Raw genomic sequence first — 16,493 nt, forward strand, 5'->3', positions numbered from 1 at the left:
GGGGACCGCCTGCGGCGCCGGCTCGGGGCGCCGGTGCCGCTGGCCGACGCCGCGGTGGCGGCGCTGCTGACCGCCCTGGTGCTGTGGCAGGTCGCCGTCACCGAGGTCGCCCCCGGCCAGCGGCCCGCCGACGCCCTCACCTGGCTGCTGGCGGTGGCCATGGCGCTGCCGTACGCGCTCCACCGGCGGGCGCCGCTGGCCGTGGCCGCCGTCGTCCTCGGCGCGCTGGCGCTCTACTCCCTGCGGCACTACGCCGCCTACCCCGGTGCGGGCGCCTTCGCCCTCGTCGGCGGAGTGGCACTGCACAGCGAGCGCCGCCGCTCGCTCGTGGTCTTCGCCGCGGCGCTGGCCGCGCTGGGCCTCGCGCTCGCGGTGCAGCCCGAGGGCGTCGCCACCGCGTCGTCGTGGGTCTCCACCGCGCTCGTCACCGCCGTGGCCTGGCTGCTCGGGCAGGACCTCCGCCACCGCCGGGCCCGGTACGCCGCGCTGGAGGAGCGGGCCGCCCTCGTGGAGGAGCGGGCGGCCCTGCTCGAGCGCGAGCGGGAGGAGCGGGCGCGCCAGGCCGTGGTGACCGAGCGGCTGCGCATCGCCCGCGAGCTGCACGACGTGGTCGCCCACTCGATGAGCGTGATCGCCGTCCAGTCCGGGATGGCGCACCTGGTCCTGGACAGCCAGCCCGAGGAGGCCCGCCGGGCGCTGGCCGCGATCGAGTCCACCAGCCGCGGGGCGCTGGCCGAGATGCGCCGGCTGCTCGGCGTCCTGCGCCAGGAGGGCCAGCCCCGGGCCGCCCTGGCCCCCGCTCCCGGGCTGGCCGACGTGCCGGCGCTGGTGGCGCAGGTGGAGGACGCCGGGGTGCGGGTGGACCTCGTCGTCGAGGGCTCGGTGGACGGGGTGCCGCCGGCGGTCGACCTCACCGCCTACCGGATCGTCCAGGAGGCCCTGACGAACGTCCTCAAGCACGGCGGCCCGGTGGCGCACGTGCGGGTGCACCGCGCCGAGCACCTGTCGCTGGAGATCACCGACGAGGGAGCCGGCTCCCCGCAGCCCGCCGGCGGCGGGGGAGGGCACGGGCTGGTGGGCATGCGCGAGCGCGTCGCGGTCTTCGGGGGCCAGCTGGTCACCGAGCCCCGCCCCGGCGGCTTCCGGGTCGCCGTGCGCCTCCCGCTGGGCGGGGACCCCTCGTGATCCGGGTGGTCGTCGCCGACGACCAGGCCCTCGTGCGCGGCGGCCTGCGGGTGATGGTCGACTCCGCGCCGGACCTGGGCGTGGTGGGTGAGGCGGCGGACGGCGCCGCGGCCGTCGAGGTGGTCGCGCGCGAGCGCCCGGACGTCGTCCTCATGGACATCCGGATGCCGGTGCTGGACGGGCTGGAGGCGACGCGGCGGATCCTGGCCGCCCCCGGCGCCGCGGGGGACCAGCCCGGCGTCCGGGTGCTCGTGCTGACCACCTTCGACCTCGACGAGTACGTCTTCGGCGCGCTCAAGGCCGGGGCCAGCGGGTTCCTGCTCAAGGACACGCCCCCGGCGGAGCTGCTGCGCGGGATCCGGACGGTGGCGGCCGGCGAGGCGCTGCTCGCCCCGAGCGTGACCCGCCACCTCATCGAGGAGTACGTGCGCCGTCCCGAGCCCTCGGCGGCGCGGCCACCGGTGCTGGCGGACCTCACCGAGCGCGAGGTCGAGGTGCTGGCGCTCGTGGCGCGCGGCTGGTCCAACGCCGAGATCGCCGCGCAGCTGCACGTCACCGCGGCCACGGCGAAGACCCACGTGAGCCGGCTCCTCATGAAGTGCGGCGCTCGCGACCGCGCCCAGCTCATCGTGCTCGCCTACGAGAGCGGGCTGGTCTCCCCGCACGGGGGCCCGCCCCCGTAGGCGGGCGGCGCTCAGGCCTGCGCGCGCTCGGCGAGCTCGGCGACCAGGGCGGAGGTGACGGGCACCTCCAGGCTGTGCCGCCCGGCGGCGCGCAGGACCGCGCCGCCGAGGGCGTCGAGCTCGAGCGGCCTGCCCGCCTCGGCGTCGCGCTGCATCGACGACCGCATGGACGCCGGCAGCGCGTCGAAGGCGGCGAGGACCTTCGCCGCGTCGCCGGAACCGCCCTCGGCGCGGGCCACCGCCGCGACCTCGGTGACCAGCGCCACGAGGTCTTCGCGACGCTCCTCGCGGACGGTCCCGGCGGGAGCCCGGGCCGCGGTGGTCAGCAGCGCCAGGGGCGCGAGGAAGGCGAGCTTGTCCCACAGCACCGCGGCCTCGTCGTCGCGGACCCGCACGTCCAGGCCGGCGTGCCCGAGCGCGCGGGCGAGGCGGTCGACGCCGGGGGCCGCGCACAGCTCCAGCGAGGCGAAGGGGCTGTCGTGGCGGACCGCCCCGGGGCCGGTCCGCGTGGACTCCACGCGGATGGTGCCGGCGGCCACGACCGCCTCCGGGTAGCGCTCGCGCAGGACGCCGACGTGCTCGACGCCGTTGAGCAGCGGCACGAGCAGCGCCCGGCCGAGCACCGGCGGCGGCACCCGGTGCAGCGCCTCGGACAGCTGCGGCGCCTTGACCGTCACGAGGCAGACGTCGACCGGGGCCGGGAGCACCTCGGCGGCCGAGACGGGCTGGGTGCGCGCCCCGAACCGGGCGCTGGCCAGGGTCAGGCCGTGCGCGCGCAGGGCGGTGGTCGTCCCCGCGCCCGCGAGGCAGACGACGTCGTGCCCGTCGCCGGCCAGCAGGGCAGCGAGCAGCCCGCCGACCCCGCCCGGCCCGAGGACGGCGACCCGCAGGGCTGGCTCCATCGCCCGACCCTAGGCCCGCGCCGCGCAGCGGCGTCACCCCCGGGCGGCAGCCTCGGACGGCGGGGCGGGCGGCAGGATGGCCGGGTGAGCATCCACGTCGGCACCTCGGGGTGGAGCTACGACCACTGGGACGGCGTCCTGTACCCGCCCGGTGCGCCGTCGCGCGACCGCCTGGCCCACTACGTGCAGCGCTTCGGGACCGTCGAGCTCAACGCGAGCTTCTACCGCTGGCCCCGCGACACGGCCTTCGCCGGCTGGCGGCGGCGGCTGCCACCGGGCTTCGCGCTGTCGGTGAAGGCCCCGCGGGGGCTGACCCACGCCAAGCGGCTGTACGCCCCGGAGGTGTGGGTGGGGCGGATGGCGTCGGCCTGGCACGAGCTGGGGGACCGGCGCGCGGTGATGCTCGTCCAGCTGCGCCCGGACCACCAGCGCGACGACGACCGGCTGGGCTACTTCCTCGGCCTGCTGCCGCCGTGGATGCGCGTGGCCGTCGAGCTGCGCCACCCCAGCTGGCAGCACGAGGACGTCTACGCGCTGCTGGAGCGCCACGGGGTCGCCAGCTGCGTGATGAGCGGGGCGCACCTGCCGTGCGTGCTGCGGGTGACCGCCCCGTTCGCGTACGTGCGGCTGCACGGGCCCGACCAGGGGCACCTCTACGCCGGGTCGTACTCCGACGCCGACCTGGCCTGGTGGGCCGAGCGGATCCGCGAGTGGGCCCGCTCGGGCACGGACGTCTACGCCTACTTCAACAACGACGGCCACGGGCACGCGGTGCGCAACGCCCTCACCCTGCGCGCGCTGCTGGACTGACCGCGCTCGCGCCTTCCGCCCGCGGGCGGGGGCGTCCTAGCCTCGTCGTGGCGGGCAGGGAGGTCTCGTGGCCGCAGCGGAGGCGGGCAGCGCGGCGCCGGCCCCGGTGCTCCTGCGCCCGGGCCTGAGCGTCGTGGTGGTGCGCGCCCAGGTCGGGGAGCTCGACGCCCCCGCCCGCGAGGAGCACGCGGTGCTCGTCAACGCGGGGCCGCCCTACCGGCTGCGGGAGACCCTCGACGGGCGCACCCGGGTCACGCCGGGCGCCCCGGGCGACGTCGCCGTCGTCCCCGCGGGCGCGCGGCTGCTGGTCCGGTCGCTCGACGGCACGCCCCAGCGCGTGGAGTCCCTGGCGGTCCTCCTCGCGCCCGAGCTCGTGCGCGAGGTGGCGGACGCCGCGGGCGCCGGCCGCGGCGAGCTCGTCCCCACCCTCGGCACGCGCTCCCCGCAGGTGGCCGCGCTCGCCGCCCTGGTCCGGGCCGCGCTGCCCGACGAGAGCCCCCTGGGCCGCCTGGCGCTGGAGTCCCTCGGCTCCGCCCTGGCCGTGGCGGTCGTGCGCGAGCGCTCCACCGCGCGGGCGCCGGTGACCGCCCGCCCGGAGCCGGGCCTGTCGCGCGGGCAGCTGCACCGCGTGCTGGAGCGGGTGGAGGAGCAGCTGGACCAGCCGCTGCCCCTCGCCGACCTCGCGGCGCTGGCGCACGTCAGCCCGTTCCACTTCGCCCGCCTGTTCCGCGCCTCCACCGGCCTCAGCCCCCACCAGTACGTCCTGTCCCGGCGGGTGGCGCGGGCGCAGGAGCTCATCACCACCTCGACGCTCCCGCTCGCCCGGGTCGCCACCGCCTGCGGCTTCGCCGACCAGAGCCACCTGACCCGGCAGCTGCGCGCCCGCACCGGCCAGACCCCGGCCGCCCTGCGCGCCGCCTCCCGCTGAGAGCGCACGGATCGTCCAGGGCGGCGCACGCGCGGACGAGAGCGGCGCCCGGTCGCTGGCCAGGCTGGTCGCAGCACCGGCGACCGCCGCCGGTGCGCGAGCGGGGAGGCGAGCACGGTGGACGAGATCCGGCTGCACGAGCAGGTCGAGGTGGACCGGCCGGCGCACGAGGTGTGGCAGGTGGTGGCGGACTACGCCCGGGACCCGCAGTGGCGAGCGGGGGTCGTGACCATGGCCCCGAGCGCTCCGGGCGCGGTGGTGGTGGGCACCACGACGCGCGAGGAGCTGCGCTTCGCCGGCCGCACCCAGCACAACGACGGCGTGGTCACCGCCGTCGACCCCGGTGCGCGCTTCGCCTGGCGGACCACCGGCGGTGTGCGCGCCTGGGGGGCGCGCGCCGTCACGCCCCTCGGCGCGCAGCGGGCCCGCGTGGACCTGGAGCTGACGATCGCCCCGGGTCGGGGCCAGCGGCTGCTGCGGCCCCTGCTGGCCGCTCTGGTCGCCCGCACGCTCCGCGACGACGCCCGGCGGCTGCGGACGGTGGTGGAGCGGTCGGGCGCGGAGGAGCGCCGGGGTCAGCCCTCGACGAGCGACGCCGTCCCCGGCTGGCGCGCCAGCGCGAGGGTGCGCACCTCGACCGTGCGCTCGTCCCAGCGCGGCGCGCCGTCGAGGTCCTGGTAGCCGTCGAGCACGTCGCCCTCGGGGGAGACCCAGCGCACGGTCTGGGCGGCCTTCGCGTCGTAGACGAAGAACGCGTCGGGAACGTGCGTGTCGGGGACGGCGAAGAGCTGGTCGCCCATCGGCGTCCGGTAGTGCAGGCGCACGCTCTCCACGGCCGCGGTGTAGCGGGTCTGGGCGTCCTGGAACTCGCCGCTGCGGGTCGTGGGCACCGAGCGGGTGCTCGTGCGGTGCACCTCGCCCTGCATCCCGACCCAGTAGCGGCCGTCGGTGGAGCCGTCGACGTAGTTGGCGCCGGGGACCTTGGGGTCGGCGTGCGCCTCCAGCGGGTCCGTCGGCGAGACGGCGTCCTCGGCGTAGACCTTGCGCAGGGCCTCCTGGGCGAAGCGGCCGGACAGGTCATCGGGGTTCTTCACCCTCGTGACGCTAGGGGCGGCGGCGACCCGACGTCACCCCCCTGGGGCGCTGCCCCGGCGTGGCGGCCGGAACGCGTGGCGCGGCGGCCCTCAGGCGTCGGCGTCGTCGGCCAGCGCGGCGGTGCCGTCCTCGCTCCGCAGCACCGCCCGGCGGGCCTGCACCGTCCGCTCGTCCCAGCGCGCTGCGCCGTCGACGTCGAGGTAGCCGTCGAAGACCTCGCCGTCGGGCGAGACCCAGCGCACCGTCTGCGCGCGCTTGACGTCGTAGACGAAGAACGCGTCCGGCACGTGCGTGTCGGGCACGGCGAAGAGCTGCTCGACCACGGGCGTCGAGTAGTGCAGGCGCACCCGCTCCACCGCCGCGGTGTAGCGGGTCTGCGCCTGCTGGAAGCCCCCGCTGCGCGTGGGAGGCACCGAGCCGGAGCTCGTGGGCTGCACCTCGCCCGCGAGCCCGACCCAGTAGCGGCCGCGCGGAGACCCCTCGACGTAGTTGGCGCCGGGGACCTTCGGGTCCGGGCGCACGTGCAGCGGCGCCTCCGGAGGGACGTCGTCCTGGGCGTGGACCTTGCGCACCGCCTCCTGGGCGTTGCGTCCGGACAGGACCTCGGGATCCCTCATGCCCCGACGCTAGGGGTGGTCACGCTCAGTTGTGAAGGGCTGGCGCGTCACCTCGTGGTGCTGCGCTACCAGCGGTGGGCCACGTCGACGACGACGCGCGCCCCGCTCCACGCCCCGCCGGCGAGGTCGGGCAGCACGAGCACCCGGAACGGCAGCCGGGCGCGGACGCCGAGCCCGAGCGTCGTCTGGCCCTCGAAGGAACCGGCCCAGGCCACCTGGCGCACGGTGGCGAACCCCCCGACGTCGACGACCTCGGCCAGGTTCCCCGGCAGGAAGGTCGCCTGCCCGGCGGCGTCGTACGCCGGGGCCCCGACCACCACCTGCAGCGCTGCGCCTCCGCGCAGGGGCACGACGTCCCCCGACCCCTCCTGGGCGACCTGCGGCACGTACCGGACGTCGTAGGCGACGGCCCCGCTCGGGCCGCGGACGTCCACGACGACCCGGTCGAAGCAGGCGTGGCGGCCTGCGCGCACGTCGGCGAGGGTGCCCGCGCCCGCGGGGCCCTGCTCCCCGGTGCGCGGCTGGGAGCCCCAGGTGGTCCCGCACGTCGGCGGCGCCGCGGCCGCCGTTCCCGCGCCGCCGAGGACCAGCAGCAGCGCAGCGAGGAGCAGGGGGAGCAGGGCGAGACGTCGGCGTCCCATGGCGGCCTCCGAGGGGAGGACACCGGGATACACCCGCCGACGCCGCCGCACAAGGGGCGGTCTCAGCGCTCCGCGAGGGCGTCCTCGTCGGGGTGGAAGATCTCCTCCAGCGGCCGCTCGAAGAGGCGCGACAGGCGGAAGGCCAGGGGCAGGCTCGGGTCGTAGCGCCCGGTCTCCAGGGCGTTGACGGTCTGGCGGGAGACCCCCAGGTGGTCGGCCAGCGCCCCCTGCGTCCACCCCCGGGCCTCGCGCAGCTCCCGCAGGTCGTTCCTCATCGCCGCGAGGCGCCGAGGACGGCCGCGCACAGCGCCCAGCCGAGCATCCCGGCGCCGTAGACGACCCACCCGGGCGCGGGCACCGCCAGGCCGGCGATGTCGAGGAAGGCGATGGTCAGCGACGCGATCATCGCGATGGCGAAGCCCCCGGCCAGGCCCTGCAGGAGCAGCAGGCGCTGGTAGTCGTCGATCCGGCGGACGTGGCGCACGACGGCGCGCACGATCCACAGCGCGGGGAGGACGGGCAGCACCGCCCACAGCGCGCGCCAGGGGCTGTCGCCGTCCAGGTCGCCCCAGGTCAGCACGGCCGCGAGCACGACGGCGTAGCCGGCCATCCCCGGCCAGAAGTCGCGGGCGTAGGCGCGGCCCCGGGCCCGGTCGCCGGCGCTGGGAGCGGTGGTGTCAAGGTCGTTTGTCATGTGCTGGAGCGTGCAGCAGCCCCGCCGCGGTGTCAAGCACCCTTGTCTCTGTCGGTGGCGGGTGGCGAGGGCCTAGCGTGCGTCCCCACGCGCCCGCTCGCCCCACCCCGCCGGAGGATCCCGTGACCGTCCTCGCCCCGCTCCTCACCGCCCTCGCCTCCGGCGACGTCGAGCTCATCGACCTCACCGCGCCGCTGAGCCCCGCCACCCCGGTGCTGCAGCTGCCCGCGCCGTTCGCCAACACCATCGCGCTGAGCCTGGAGAAGGTCAGCGACTTCGACGACGCGGGCCCCCTGTGGGGCTGGAACAACATCCACACCGGCGAGCACACCGGCACCCACCTCGACGCCCCCGCCCACTGGGTCACCGGCCGCGACGGCGCCACCGTCGACCGCGTGCCGCCCGCGCGCCTGGTCGGGCCGGCGGTCGTCATCGACGTCACCGCGGCCGTCGACGCCGACCCCGACTTCCTCCTCGAGCCCGAGCACCTGCTGGCCTGGGAGGCCGAGCACGGCGAGCTGCCCGCCGGCGCGTGGGTGCTGCTGCGCACCGGGTGGAGCGCCCGCTCGGGCTCCCAGGAGACCTTCCTCAACGCCGACGAGAGCGGGCCGCACACCCCGGGCCCCTCGGCCGCGGCGGCGCAGTGGCTCGCCACCGAGCGGGCGATCACCGGCCTGGGCGTGGAGACCGTGGGCATCGACGCCGGCGCGGCCGGCGGGTTCGAGCCGCCCTTCCCCGCCCACCACTTCCTCCTCGGCGCGGACCGGTACGGGCTGACCCAGCTGCAGCACCTCGACCGGCTCCCCGTCACCGGTGCCGTCCTCGTCGTCGCGCCGCTGCCGATCGTCGGCGGCACCGGCAGCCCCGCCCGCGTCTACGCCCTCGTCGAGCGCGGCGCCTGACGTGCGAGTCGCCGAGCTCGTCGGGCAGACCGTCGCCGCCCTGGGCGTCGGGCACGCCTTCGGGGTCGTGGGCAGCGGCAACTTCGCCGTCACCAACGCCCTGCGCGCCGCCGGGGTGCCGTTCGTGGCGGCTCGCCACGAGGGCGGCGCGGCGACCATGGCCGACGCGTTCGCCCGCACGTCCGGCCAGGTGGCGGTGCTCAGCGTCCACCAGGGGCCCGGCCTGACCAACGCGCTGACCGGCATCGCCGAGGCCGCGAAGAGCCGCACGCCGCTCCTCGTCCTCGCCGCCGACACCGCCGGGTCGGCGGTGCGCTCGAACTTCCGCCTCGACGCCGACGCGCTCGTGCGCGGCGTCGGCGCGGTGGCCGAGCGGGTGCACAGCGCCGAGACCGCGGTCGCCGACACCGTCCGCGCCTGGCGCACGGCCCGCAACGGCCGGCGGACCGTCGTCCTCAGCCTGCCCCTCGACGTCCAGGCGGCCTTCGCGGAGGTCGGGACGCCGGTGCCGCCCGCGCCGCCGCCCCCTCCCGTCCCGGTGCGGCCGGGGGTGGCGGCGGTCGAGGCCCTCGCGGCGCTGCTCGCGCGGGCGCAGCGGCCGGTCTTCGTCGCCGGCCGCGGCGCGCGCGGCGCGGGGGAGGCGCTGCGGGCCCTCGGCGCGGAGAGCGGCGCGCTGCTCGCGACCTCGGCCGTGGCCAAGGGCCTGTTCGCCGGCGACCCCTTCGACATCGGCATCTCCGGCGGCTTCTCCTCCCCGCTCACCGCCGAGCTCATCCAGGGCGCCGACCTCGTCGTCGGCTGGGGCTGCAGCCTGACGATGTGGACGACGCGCCACGGCGCCCTCCTCAGCCCGGGCACCACCGTCGTGCAGGTCGACGTCGAGGACGACGCCCTCGGCGCCCACCACCCGGTCGACCTCGGGGTGCTCGGCGACGTGGCCCAGACGGCGTCCGCGGTGCTCGACGCGGTGCGCGCGCGCCCGCTGGAGCGGCCCGGGTACCGCAGCGACGCGCTCGCGGCCCGCATCGCGCAGCGGGGCCGCTGGGTCGACACGCCCACCGACGACCTGTCGACGCCCACGACCATCGACCCCCGCCTCCTCAGCCGCGAGCTCGACGCGCGGCTGCCGCGCGAGCGCGTGCTCGCCGTCGACTCCGGCAACTTCATGGGCTACCCGTCGGGCTACCTGTCCGTGCCCGACGAGGCGGGGTTCTGCTTCACCCAGGCGTTCCAGTCCGTCGGCCTCGGTCTCGCCACGGCCATCGGGGCGGCCCTGGCGAGCCCGGGTCGCCTCCCGGTGCTGGCGACCGGCGACGGCGGCTTCCTCATGGGGGTCGCGGAGCTCGAGACGCTCGTCCGGCTGCGCCTGGGGATGGTCGTCGTGGTCTACGACGACGCCGCCTACGGCGCGGAGGTGCACCACTTCGGGGCCGACGCCGACCTGTCCGCCGTGGTCTTCCCGGACGCCGACCTCGCGGCGCTGGCCCGCGGCGCGGGCGCCCAGGGGCTCACCGTGCGCGCGGTGGGCGACCTCGACGGGCTCGACGCCTGGCTGGCCGGCCCGCGCGACGTGCCGCTCGTCCTCGACGCGAAGGTCGCCGACGACGGCGGCTCGTGGTGGCTGGCGGAGGCCTTCAGGGGCCACTGACCGCCGCTGGTGAGCGCCGTGGCAGGTTGGGCGCCATGCGCGCCACCCTCATCCACGCCCCTGGTGACATCCGCCTGGAGACCGTGCCCGACCCGAGCATCCAGCGCCCCACCGACGCCGTCGTGCGCGTCGTCGCGGCGTGCGTCTGCGGCTCGGACCTGTGGCCCTACCGCGGCGTGCGCCCCACGGAGGAGCCGCACCGGATCGGCCACGAGTTCGTCGGGGTGGTCGAGCAGGTCGGCGCGCAGGTCACCACCGTGAGGGCGGGCGACTTCGTCATCGCGCCGTTCGCCATCAGCGACGGCACGTGCGTCCACTGCCGCAACGGCATCCACACCTCGTGCGTGCGCGGGTCGGCGTGGGGCGGGCTGGACGCCGAGGGCGTGCTCGCCGACGGCGGCCAGGGCGAGGTGGTGCGGGTGCCGCTCGCCGACGGCACGCTCGTCGCCACGCCGGAGGTGCCCGACGCGGCGCTCGTGCCCAGCCTGCTCACGCTCTCGGACGTCCTCATCACCGGTCACCACGCCGCCGTGATCGCCGGCGTGCGGCCGGGCTCGGTCGTGGCCGTCGTCGGGGACGGCGCGGTCGGGCTCTGCGCGGTGCTCGCCGCCCGCCGGCTCGGCGCCGAGCGGGTCGTGGCCTTCTCCCGGCACGCCGACCGCCAGGCGCTGGCCCGCGACTTCGGCGCCACCGACGTCGTCGCCGAGCGGGGCGACGAGGGCGTGGCGCGCCTGCAGGACCTGCTCGGCGGGATCGGCGCCGACGCCGTGCTCGAGTGCGTGGGCACCAAGGAGTCGATGGCGCAGGCGCTCGACGCCACCCGGCCCGGCGGCCGGGTCGGCTACGTCGGGGTGCCCGCGGGCGGCCCGGAGCTGCCGGCGCGGCAGATCTTCAGCAACAACCTCACCGTCGCCGGCGGCGTCGCGCCCGTGCGGGCCTACCTGCCCGAGCTGCTGCCCGAGGTGCTCGACGGGTCGCTGGACGCCGGCCGCGTCTTCGACCTCGAGCTCGGGCTGGACGACGTCGCCGAGGCCTACGCCGCGATGGACGAGCGCCGGGCGATCAAGGCGCTGCTGCGCCCCTAGGCGAGGGCGGCGGCCGCCGGGGTGGGCTCGCCCAGCGCGGGACGGCTGCCCGCCGCGGCGGGCAGGGCGACGACGAAGGCGTTCGCCTCCGGCTCGTAGCGCACCGAGCCCCCGTGGGCCTCGACGAGCTCGCGCACGATCGACAGGCCCAGGCCGGCGCCGGCGGCCCGGTCGGCGGTGTCCGCGCGGGTGAACCGCTCGAACAGCTGCGGGACGAAGGCGGCGGGCACCCCGGGGCCGGCGTCGTGCACGCGCACCTCCACCTCGTCGGTGAAGGTGCGGGCGGCGCTGACCTCCACGGGCGCGGCGCCGTACTTCTGGGCGTTGCGCACGAGGTTGGCGACGACCTGCTGCAGGCGCAGGGGGTCGGCGTCCACGAGCAGCCCGTCCTCGGCGGCCACGCGCACGTCGAGGTCGGGGAAGCCCGCGGCGCACTCGCGCAGCTGCTCGCCGGCGTCCAGGACGCGCGGGGCCACGCTCAGCGTGCCGTGGTCGATCGCGGCGACGGCGAGGAGGTCCTCGCTGATGAGGGTGAGCCGGCGGGTGAGGACGGTGCACCGGGCGAGCATGTTCTGCGCCTGCTCGGGGCTGAGGGCCACGTCGGGGTCGGTGACGAGCTCGAGGTAGCCCTCGATGGCGGTCAGCGGGGAGCGCAGCTCGTGCGACACGACGGCGACCAGGCCGTCGCGCAGGGTGTTGGCCGCGACGAGCTCGGCGTTGTGGGCCTGCACCCGCTCGGCGTGGCGGCGCACGCGCCGGTAGAGCACGGTGATCTCGCGGATCATCGACGTCAGCACGACGAGCGCCGCGACCAGCGCGAGCACCCGGGCGCCGTACCAGCCGGTGGTGAAGCGCGCCCCGGCCCACAGGGTCAGGGCGACGTCGCCGGTGCAGGCGACCACGGCGACCAGCGCCCAGGCCTCCAGCCCGCTGCGGTCGCGGCGGCGCAGGACGCCGGTGGTCCCGGCGACCAGCGCGAGGAGGTTGGCCCCGGCGATCCACGGGCCGAAGCGCTCGGTGAGGACGCGGTAGTCGCCCTCGACGATGATCACGGGCACGTGCTCGGCCCAGCGGGTCACGGCCAGCACGATCAGCGCGACGCCCAGCAGGACGCCGGCCGCCACGGCCGCGACGGCGGTGCGGCGGGCCGGTGCTCCGGCGGCGTCGAGGCGGCGCTGGAGGCCGGCGGGCCACGGGGCGAGAGCGACGCCGATGAGCACCGGCAGGCCGACGTGCCACGCGGTCCACAGCCACGGGGCGCTGCTCGGCGTGGCGCCCAGCAGGCCGGTCGGGGTGACCAGGCCGGAGAAGACGAGGGCGTGGGGGACGATCACGGACGCCGACCACAGGTAGGCCGCGGACAGCACGAGCAGCCGCGTGCTGGCGCCCGCCAGGTACTGGGTCACCAGCAGGAGCGCGGTGAGGGCGTCGCACGCGAAGACGATGGCCAGGAACGCCGGCAGGAACGCCGGGAACTGCCCGAGGGCGGCGCTGGAGGCGGCGAAGAGGCCGACGGTCAGCGCGACGAGCGCGGCTGCGCTCACCACGGGGGCGGAGCCGATCCGGCTCACGGGCATCTCGGCGGAGGTCTGCGTCACCCCGGTGGTGTCGGCGCGCGCGGGCCCGCGCTCGATGCGCCGACAGGGTGCCATTCCTGGAGCAGCCGCTCTACTATTGGCGCATGGACGCCTCGGCGCTCTACACCCTCCGCGACCACGGCGCCGCTCTCGCCGTCCGCACCTGGGTCGAGGGCGGGCGCAACCACGCGCGGCTGCTCGTCGACGGTGAGCAGGTGGCGGCCGGCGACGCCGACGTGATCGGCGACGTCACGCTCGCTCACGGCGCGCGCAGGGTGCGCGTCGCGTGGTGGTGGCGCGGGCGGGTGGGGTCGTGCGTGCTGCTCGAGCCCGACGAGCGGCTCGGCGGCGCGCTCGCGGGGCGGCGCCTGCGCACGCCCTTCGTCCCGCCGCCCGGCACCCGGGCGGCTCGCCTGCACCGCTTCGGCGAGCAGCACCCCCGCCTGTTCGCCGCACGGCACGTCGTCATCTCGGTCGGCGGCGTCGTGCTCGGCGTGCTCGGCGTCAGCGCGCTGGTCTCGGCGCTCGTGCGGTCCCTGCTGCCGCGGATCGACTTCTCGTGGCTGCCGTCGCTGCCCGACCTGGACCCACCTGCCTGGCTGCGGTACCTCGACCCGGCGTACTGGCTGCGCCGCCTGCTGCCGGACTGGGACCTGCTCGGCTGGCTGCCCGACCTGTCGCTGCCCGACGCCCCGTGGCTGCGCCTCGTCGTCCCGGTGCTGGTCGCGGTGGCCGTCGCGCGCGCCGAGGTCGCCCGCCGCCGCGCCCGCCAGCAGCGCGAGGCCGAGCTCGCGGCCCAGCGGGACCGCGACGCCGAGCCGCAGGCCTGATGCGCACCGTCGACCCCGCCCGCCACGCCGCTCGGCGAGCGCGCATCCTCGAGGCCGCGGCCGGCGTCTTCGCCGCTTCCGGCTTCGACGGCGCTACCACGGCCGCGGTCTGCCGCGCGGCCGGGATCGGCTCGGGCACGCTCTTCCACTACTTCCCCGACAAGCGGGCGCTGTTCACCGCGCTCTTCGCCGAGGACCTCGAACGGCTGCCGGCCTTCCTCGCGACGCTCGACCGCTCCGACCCGCTCGCCGCGCTCCTGGCCGTGGTCGAGCACCGCTCGGCCGACGCCGGCGACGCTGTCGTGCCGGGCCTGCTCGTGGCCGCGATCGTCCAGGCCGGGCGCGACCCCGGCTTCGCCGCGCTGCTCGCGGCCGACGACGCCGCGGTGCGGGCGGCCCTCGCCGAGCTCCTGCGCGAGGCCACCGCCCGCGGCCAGGCCGACTCCGGCCTGGACGCCGACCTCGCGGCCGGCTGGGTCGCCTCGCTCGTCGACGCCCTGTACTTCCGCGCCGGCGAGCCCGGCTTCGACGTCGAGCGGGAGCGGGCGGTGCTGCGCGTGCTCGTCCGCCGGTTCCTGCGGGCGGACGACGCCTCGACCCCCGGCTGACCCCGCTGGCGACGGCGTCGAGGTGCGGGGGCCCGCTCAGGCCGAGTAGCAGGCGGCCAGCGCCGCCACCACGAGCGGCACGTCACGGGCGGAGGCGAGCTCGCGCACGGAGTGCATCGCCAGGACCGGCGCGCCGACGTCGACCGTGGCGATCCCGAGGCGGGTCGCGGTGAGCGGGCCGATGGTCGAGCCGCACGGCAGGTCGGCGCGGGTGACGAAGTGCTGCACCGGCACGCCGGCCTCGACGCACCGCTCGGTGAACCAGGCGCTGGTGACGGCGTCGGTGGCGTAGGACTGGTTGGCGTTGAGCTTGAGCACCGGCCCGCCGCCGAGGGACGGGGTGTGCGAGGGCTCGTGGCGGTCGGGGTGAGTCGGGTGCAGGGCGTGCGCCACGTCCAGGGACACCAGCCGGGAGCGGGCGATCGCCCGGTGCAGCGCCTGCGGGTCGCCGTCGCTGGTGACGGCGACGAGGCGGGCGAGGACGTCGCCGAGGAAGGAGCCGCGGGCGCCCTCGGGGGAGCCGCTGCCGACCTCCTCGTGGTCGTTGGCCACGAGGACGGTCGTGTGCGGCGGCAGCGGCGCGGAGGCGGCGGCGAGCAGCGCGAGCAGCGCGGCGTGGCAGCCGGCGAGGTCGTCCAGGCGCGGGGCGGCGACCATCGAGCCGTCGGCGCCGCTGCGCGCGGCGGGCTGGGTGTCGGCGAGCACGAGGTCGTGGCCCAGGACGTCGTCGGGCGCGCACCCGGCCACCTCGGCGAGGGCCTCGACCAGGTCGGGCCCCTCCGCGGCGCCTGCGCCCCACAGCGGCACGAGGTGGCGCTGGGGGTCCAGGACGAGCCCGTCGCGCACGCCGCGGTCGAGGTGGATCGCCAGCGACGGCAGGCGCAGCGGCGCGCCGGGCAGCCGCACGAGCCGGGTCTGCCCGCCGCGCAGCGCCAGGCGGCCGGCGACGGTGAGGTCGCGGTCGAGCCACGTGTGCGAGAGCAGCCCGCCGTAGGGCTCGACGCCGACGAGGCGGTAGCCCGCCTGGCGGACGTCCCAGCGGGGCCGGACCTTGAACGTGGGCGAGTCGGTGTGGGCGCCGACCAGGCGCAGCCCCGCCTCGGCCAGGGGCGCGCTGCCGACCCGGAAGGCGACCACGCTGGAGTCGTCGCGGACGACGTAGCGCACGTCGCCGGGCGCGAGCTGCCACGCGTCGGCCTCGGCGAGCGCGCTGGAGCCCGCAGCGCGCAGGCGCCGGGTGATCTCCGCGACGGCGTGGGCGGGGGAGGGCGAGGCGTCGACGAAGGCCCGCAGGTCGTCGCCGAGGGTGAGGTCGTCCGCGGTGTGCACGGGGACTGTCTACGCCACCGGGCTCGGGCGCTGGTCAGCCGCCGCCCCGGGCGCCGCCGCTGGCGCGGGGACGACCGCCGCCGGCGCGGCGCGGGTGCCGACGAGCACGCCGGCGACCACGAGCGCGCCGCACGCGAGCTCGACGCCGTGGACGGGCTCGCCCAGCAGCAGCCAGGACGACCCGATGCCGACGACGGGCACGAGCATCGAGAACGGCGCGACGGTGCTGGAGGGGTGGCGGCTCATGAGCGAGGTCCACAGGCCCGAGCCGATCACCGTGGCCACCAGCACCGTGAACGCCAGACCGGCCAGGGCCAGCGCGCCCGTGCGGGTGCCCAGGGTGGTCACCGACGTCGCGATGCGTCCGGGGCCCTCCAGGGCGAGGGAGACCAGCGCCATCGGCAGCGGCGGCACGACCGTCATCCAGAGCGTGAGGCGCAGCGGGTGCGGGGCGCGCGCCTGGCGGCTGCACAGGTTCCCGAACGCCCAGCCCAGCCCCCCGCACAGGGTCAGCACCACCGGCAGCAGCATGGCGCCGCCGCCGAGCTCGGCCCGGTGCAGGGCGATGCCGGCGAGCCCGACCACGGCCACGGCGACGCCGGTCCCCTGGCGCGCGGTCAGGCGCTCGCCGAGGAGCGACCCGGCGAGCAGCACCGTGAACGGAGCCGAGGACTGCAGCACCAGCGAGGCGAGGCCGGTCGGCATGCCAGAGTCCATCGCCAGGTAGAGGAAGAGGAACTGCAGGATGCCGAAGCCCGCGCCGTAGCCCAGCACCCAGCGCCACGGCACCTGCGGCCGGGGGACCAGCAGCAGCGTGGGCACCCCGAGGAGCGCGAACCGCAGGGCGACGAGGAAGAACGGGGGGAACTGCTCCAGCGACAGGTGGATGGCGGGGAAGTTCAGCCCCCAGGTGATGGCCACGAGGGCGGCGAGGAGGCGGTCGCGCAGGGGCATGGTGC

The 16,493-nt window shown here is 77.3% G+C and carries 19 protein-coding genes; 10 read left to right on the forward strand and 9 right to left on the reverse strand.

The window, feature by feature from the left end; genetic code table 11:
- The coding region (locus tag AC5FZL_RS04070; RefSeq protein ID WP_493617284.1) for a sensor histidine kinase at positions 1-1,185 on the forward strand (1,185 nt) is incomplete at its 5' end.
- A complete protein-coding gene (locus tag AC5FZL_RS04075; RefSeq protein ID WP_493617285.1) occupies positions 1,182-1,868 on the forward strand; it encodes a response regulator transcription factor in 687 nt (228 codons plus the stop codon). The genes AC5FZL_RS04070 and AC5FZL_RS04075, both read left to right, overlap by 4 nt.
- Positions 1,869-1,879: 11 nt before the next feature.
- On the opposite strand, the gene AC5FZL_RS04080 is transcribed toward AC5FZL_RS04075, so the two are convergent.
- Positions 1,880-2,770: a ketopantoate reductase family protein gene (locus tag AC5FZL_RS04080; protein ID WP_493617286.1), complete on the reverse strand. Its 891-nt coding sequence runs from the start codon at positions 2,768-2,770 to the stop codon at positions 1,880-1,882.
- An 84-nt stretch (positions 2,771-2,854) separates the two neighbouring features.
- Between AC5FZL_RS04080 and AC5FZL_RS04085 the strand changes: the two genes are divergently transcribed.
- The 3 genes from AC5FZL_RS04085 (at position 2,855) to AC5FZL_RS04095 (ending at position 5,189) form a co-directional block, all read left to right on the forward strand.
- Positions 2,855-3,580: a DUF72 domain-containing protein gene (locus AC5FZL_RS04085; RefSeq protein ID WP_493617287.1), complete on the forward strand. Its 726-nt coding sequence runs from the start codon at positions 2,855-2,857 to the stop codon at positions 3,578-3,580.
- Positions 3,581-3,647: 67 nt separating this feature from the next.
- A complete protein-coding gene (locus tag AC5FZL_RS04090) occupies positions 3,648-4,508 on the forward strand; it encodes an AraC family transcriptional regulator (protein ID WP_493617288.1) in 861 nt (286 codons plus the stop codon).
- Positions 4,509-4,625: 117 nt separating this feature from the next.
- Positions 4,626-5,189: an SRPBCC family protein gene (locus AC5FZL_RS04095; RefSeq protein ID WP_493617289.1), complete on the forward strand. Its 564-nt coding sequence runs from the start codon at positions 4,626-4,628 to the stop codon at positions 5,187-5,189.
- Here AC5FZL_RS04095 and AC5FZL_RS04100 read toward each other — a convergent pair.
- The 5 genes from AC5FZL_RS04100 to AC5FZL_RS04120 all read right to left on the reverse strand — a co-directional run bounded on the left by AC5FZL_RS04100 (position 5,084) and on the right by AC5FZL_RS04120 (position 7,555).
- Positions 5,084-5,602 carry a hypothetical protein gene (locus AC5FZL_RS04100; RefSeq protein WP_493617290.1) on the reverse strand — a complete coding sequence of 173 codons (519 nt, stop codon included), beginning with the start codon at positions 5,600-5,602 and terminating at the stop codon, positions 5,084-5,086. The genes AC5FZL_RS04095 and AC5FZL_RS04100 overlap by 106 nt on opposite strands.
- A gap of 90 nt (positions 5,603-5,692) precedes the next feature.
- Complete coding sequence (locus tag AC5FZL_RS04105) at positions 5,693-6,220, reverse strand: hypothetical protein (protein WP_493617291.1); 528 nt, start codon at positions 6,218-6,220, stop codon at positions 5,693-5,695.
- 65 nt (positions 6,221-6,285) lie between these two features.
- A complete protein-coding gene (locus tag AC5FZL_RS04110; protein WP_493617292.1) occupies positions 6,286-6,861 on the reverse strand; it encodes an AMIN-like domain-containing (lipo)protein in 576 nt (191 codons plus the stop codon).
- 62 nt (positions 6,862-6,923) lie between these two features.
- Positions 6,924-7,136, reverse strand: a complete 213-nt coding sequence (locus tag AC5FZL_RS04115; RefSeq protein WP_493617293.1) for a helix-turn-helix transcriptional regulator — start codon at positions 7,134-7,136, stop codon at positions 6,924-6,926.
- Positions 7,133-7,555 carry a hypothetical protein gene (locus AC5FZL_RS04120; protein ID WP_493617294.1) on the reverse strand — a complete coding sequence of 141 codons (423 nt, stop codon included), beginning with the start codon at positions 7,553-7,555 and terminating at the stop codon, positions 7,133-7,135. The genes AC5FZL_RS04115 and AC5FZL_RS04120 overlap by 4 nt, the downstream gene beginning before the upstream one ends.
- Before the next feature lie 122 nt (positions 7,556-7,677).
- On the opposite strand from AC5FZL_RS04120, the gene AC5FZL_RS04125 reads away from it, so the two are divergent.
- The 3 genes from AC5FZL_RS04125 to AC5FZL_RS04135 are packed head-to-tail and all read left to right on the forward strand — an operon-like array spanning position 7,678 to position 11,190.
- A complete protein-coding gene (locus AC5FZL_RS04125; RefSeq protein WP_493617295.1) occupies positions 7,678-8,457 on the forward strand; it encodes a cyclase family protein in 780 nt (259 codons plus the stop codon).
- A 1-nt stretch (position 8,458) separates the two neighbouring features.
- The gene (locus AC5FZL_RS04130) at positions 8,459-10,105 is read left to right on the forward strand and encodes a thiamine pyrophosphate-binding protein (RefSeq protein WP_493617296.1); all 1,647 of its coding nucleotides are present in this window, start codon (positions 8,459-8,461) and stop codon (positions 10,103-10,105) included.
- 35 nt (positions 10,106-10,140) lie between these two features.
- Positions 10,141-11,190, forward strand: coding sequence for a zinc-dependent alcohol dehydrogenase family protein (locus AC5FZL_RS04135; RefSeq protein ID WP_493617297.1), 1,050 nt, complete (start codon positions 10,141-10,143; stop codon positions 11,188-11,190).
- Here AC5FZL_RS04135 and AC5FZL_RS04140 read toward each other — a convergent pair.
- The gene (locus tag AC5FZL_RS04140; RefSeq protein WP_493617298.1) at positions 11,187-12,788 is read right to left on the reverse strand and encodes a sensor histidine kinase; all 1,602 of its coding nucleotides are present in this window, start codon (positions 12,786-12,788) and stop codon (positions 11,187-11,189) included. The two genes, AC5FZL_RS04135 and AC5FZL_RS04140, sit on opposite strands and share 4 nt — an antisense overlap.
- An 83-nt stretch (positions 12,789-12,871) precedes the next feature.
- On the opposite strand from AC5FZL_RS04140, the gene AC5FZL_RS04145 reads away from it, so the two are divergent.
- On the forward strand, positions 12,872-13,597 hold the full coding sequence (locus AC5FZL_RS04145; protein WP_493617299.1) for a hypothetical protein: 726 nt from the start codon (positions 12,872-12,874) through the stop codon (positions 13,595-13,597).
- Positions 13,597-14,205, forward strand: a complete 609-nt coding sequence (locus tag AC5FZL_RS04150) for a TetR/AcrR family transcriptional regulator (protein ID WP_493617300.1) — start codon at positions 13,597-13,599, stop codon at positions 14,203-14,205. Before AC5FZL_RS04145 ends, AC5FZL_RS04150 begins: the two co-directional genes overlap by 1 nt.
- A gap of 36 nt (positions 14,206-14,241) precedes the next feature.
- Here the strand turns inward: AC5FZL_RS04150 and AC5FZL_RS04155 are convergent, their stop codons facing one another.
- Both AC5FZL_RS04155 and AC5FZL_RS04160 read right to left on the reverse strand, forming a co-directional pair.
- Positions 14,242-15,534: a M18 family aminopeptidase gene (locus AC5FZL_RS04155; protein WP_493617301.1), complete on the reverse strand. Its 1,293-nt coding sequence runs from the start codon at positions 15,532-15,534 to the stop codon at positions 14,242-14,244.
- Between the two features lie 9 nt (positions 15,535-15,543).
- A complete protein-coding gene (locus AC5FZL_RS04160) occupies positions 15,544-16,488 on the reverse strand; it encodes an EamA family transporter (RefSeq protein WP_493617302.1) in 945 nt (314 codons plus the stop codon).
- Between the last annotated feature and the right edge of the window lie 5 nt (positions 16,489-16,493).

This window comes from Quadrisphaera sp. DVD1 (assembly GCF_058932755.1).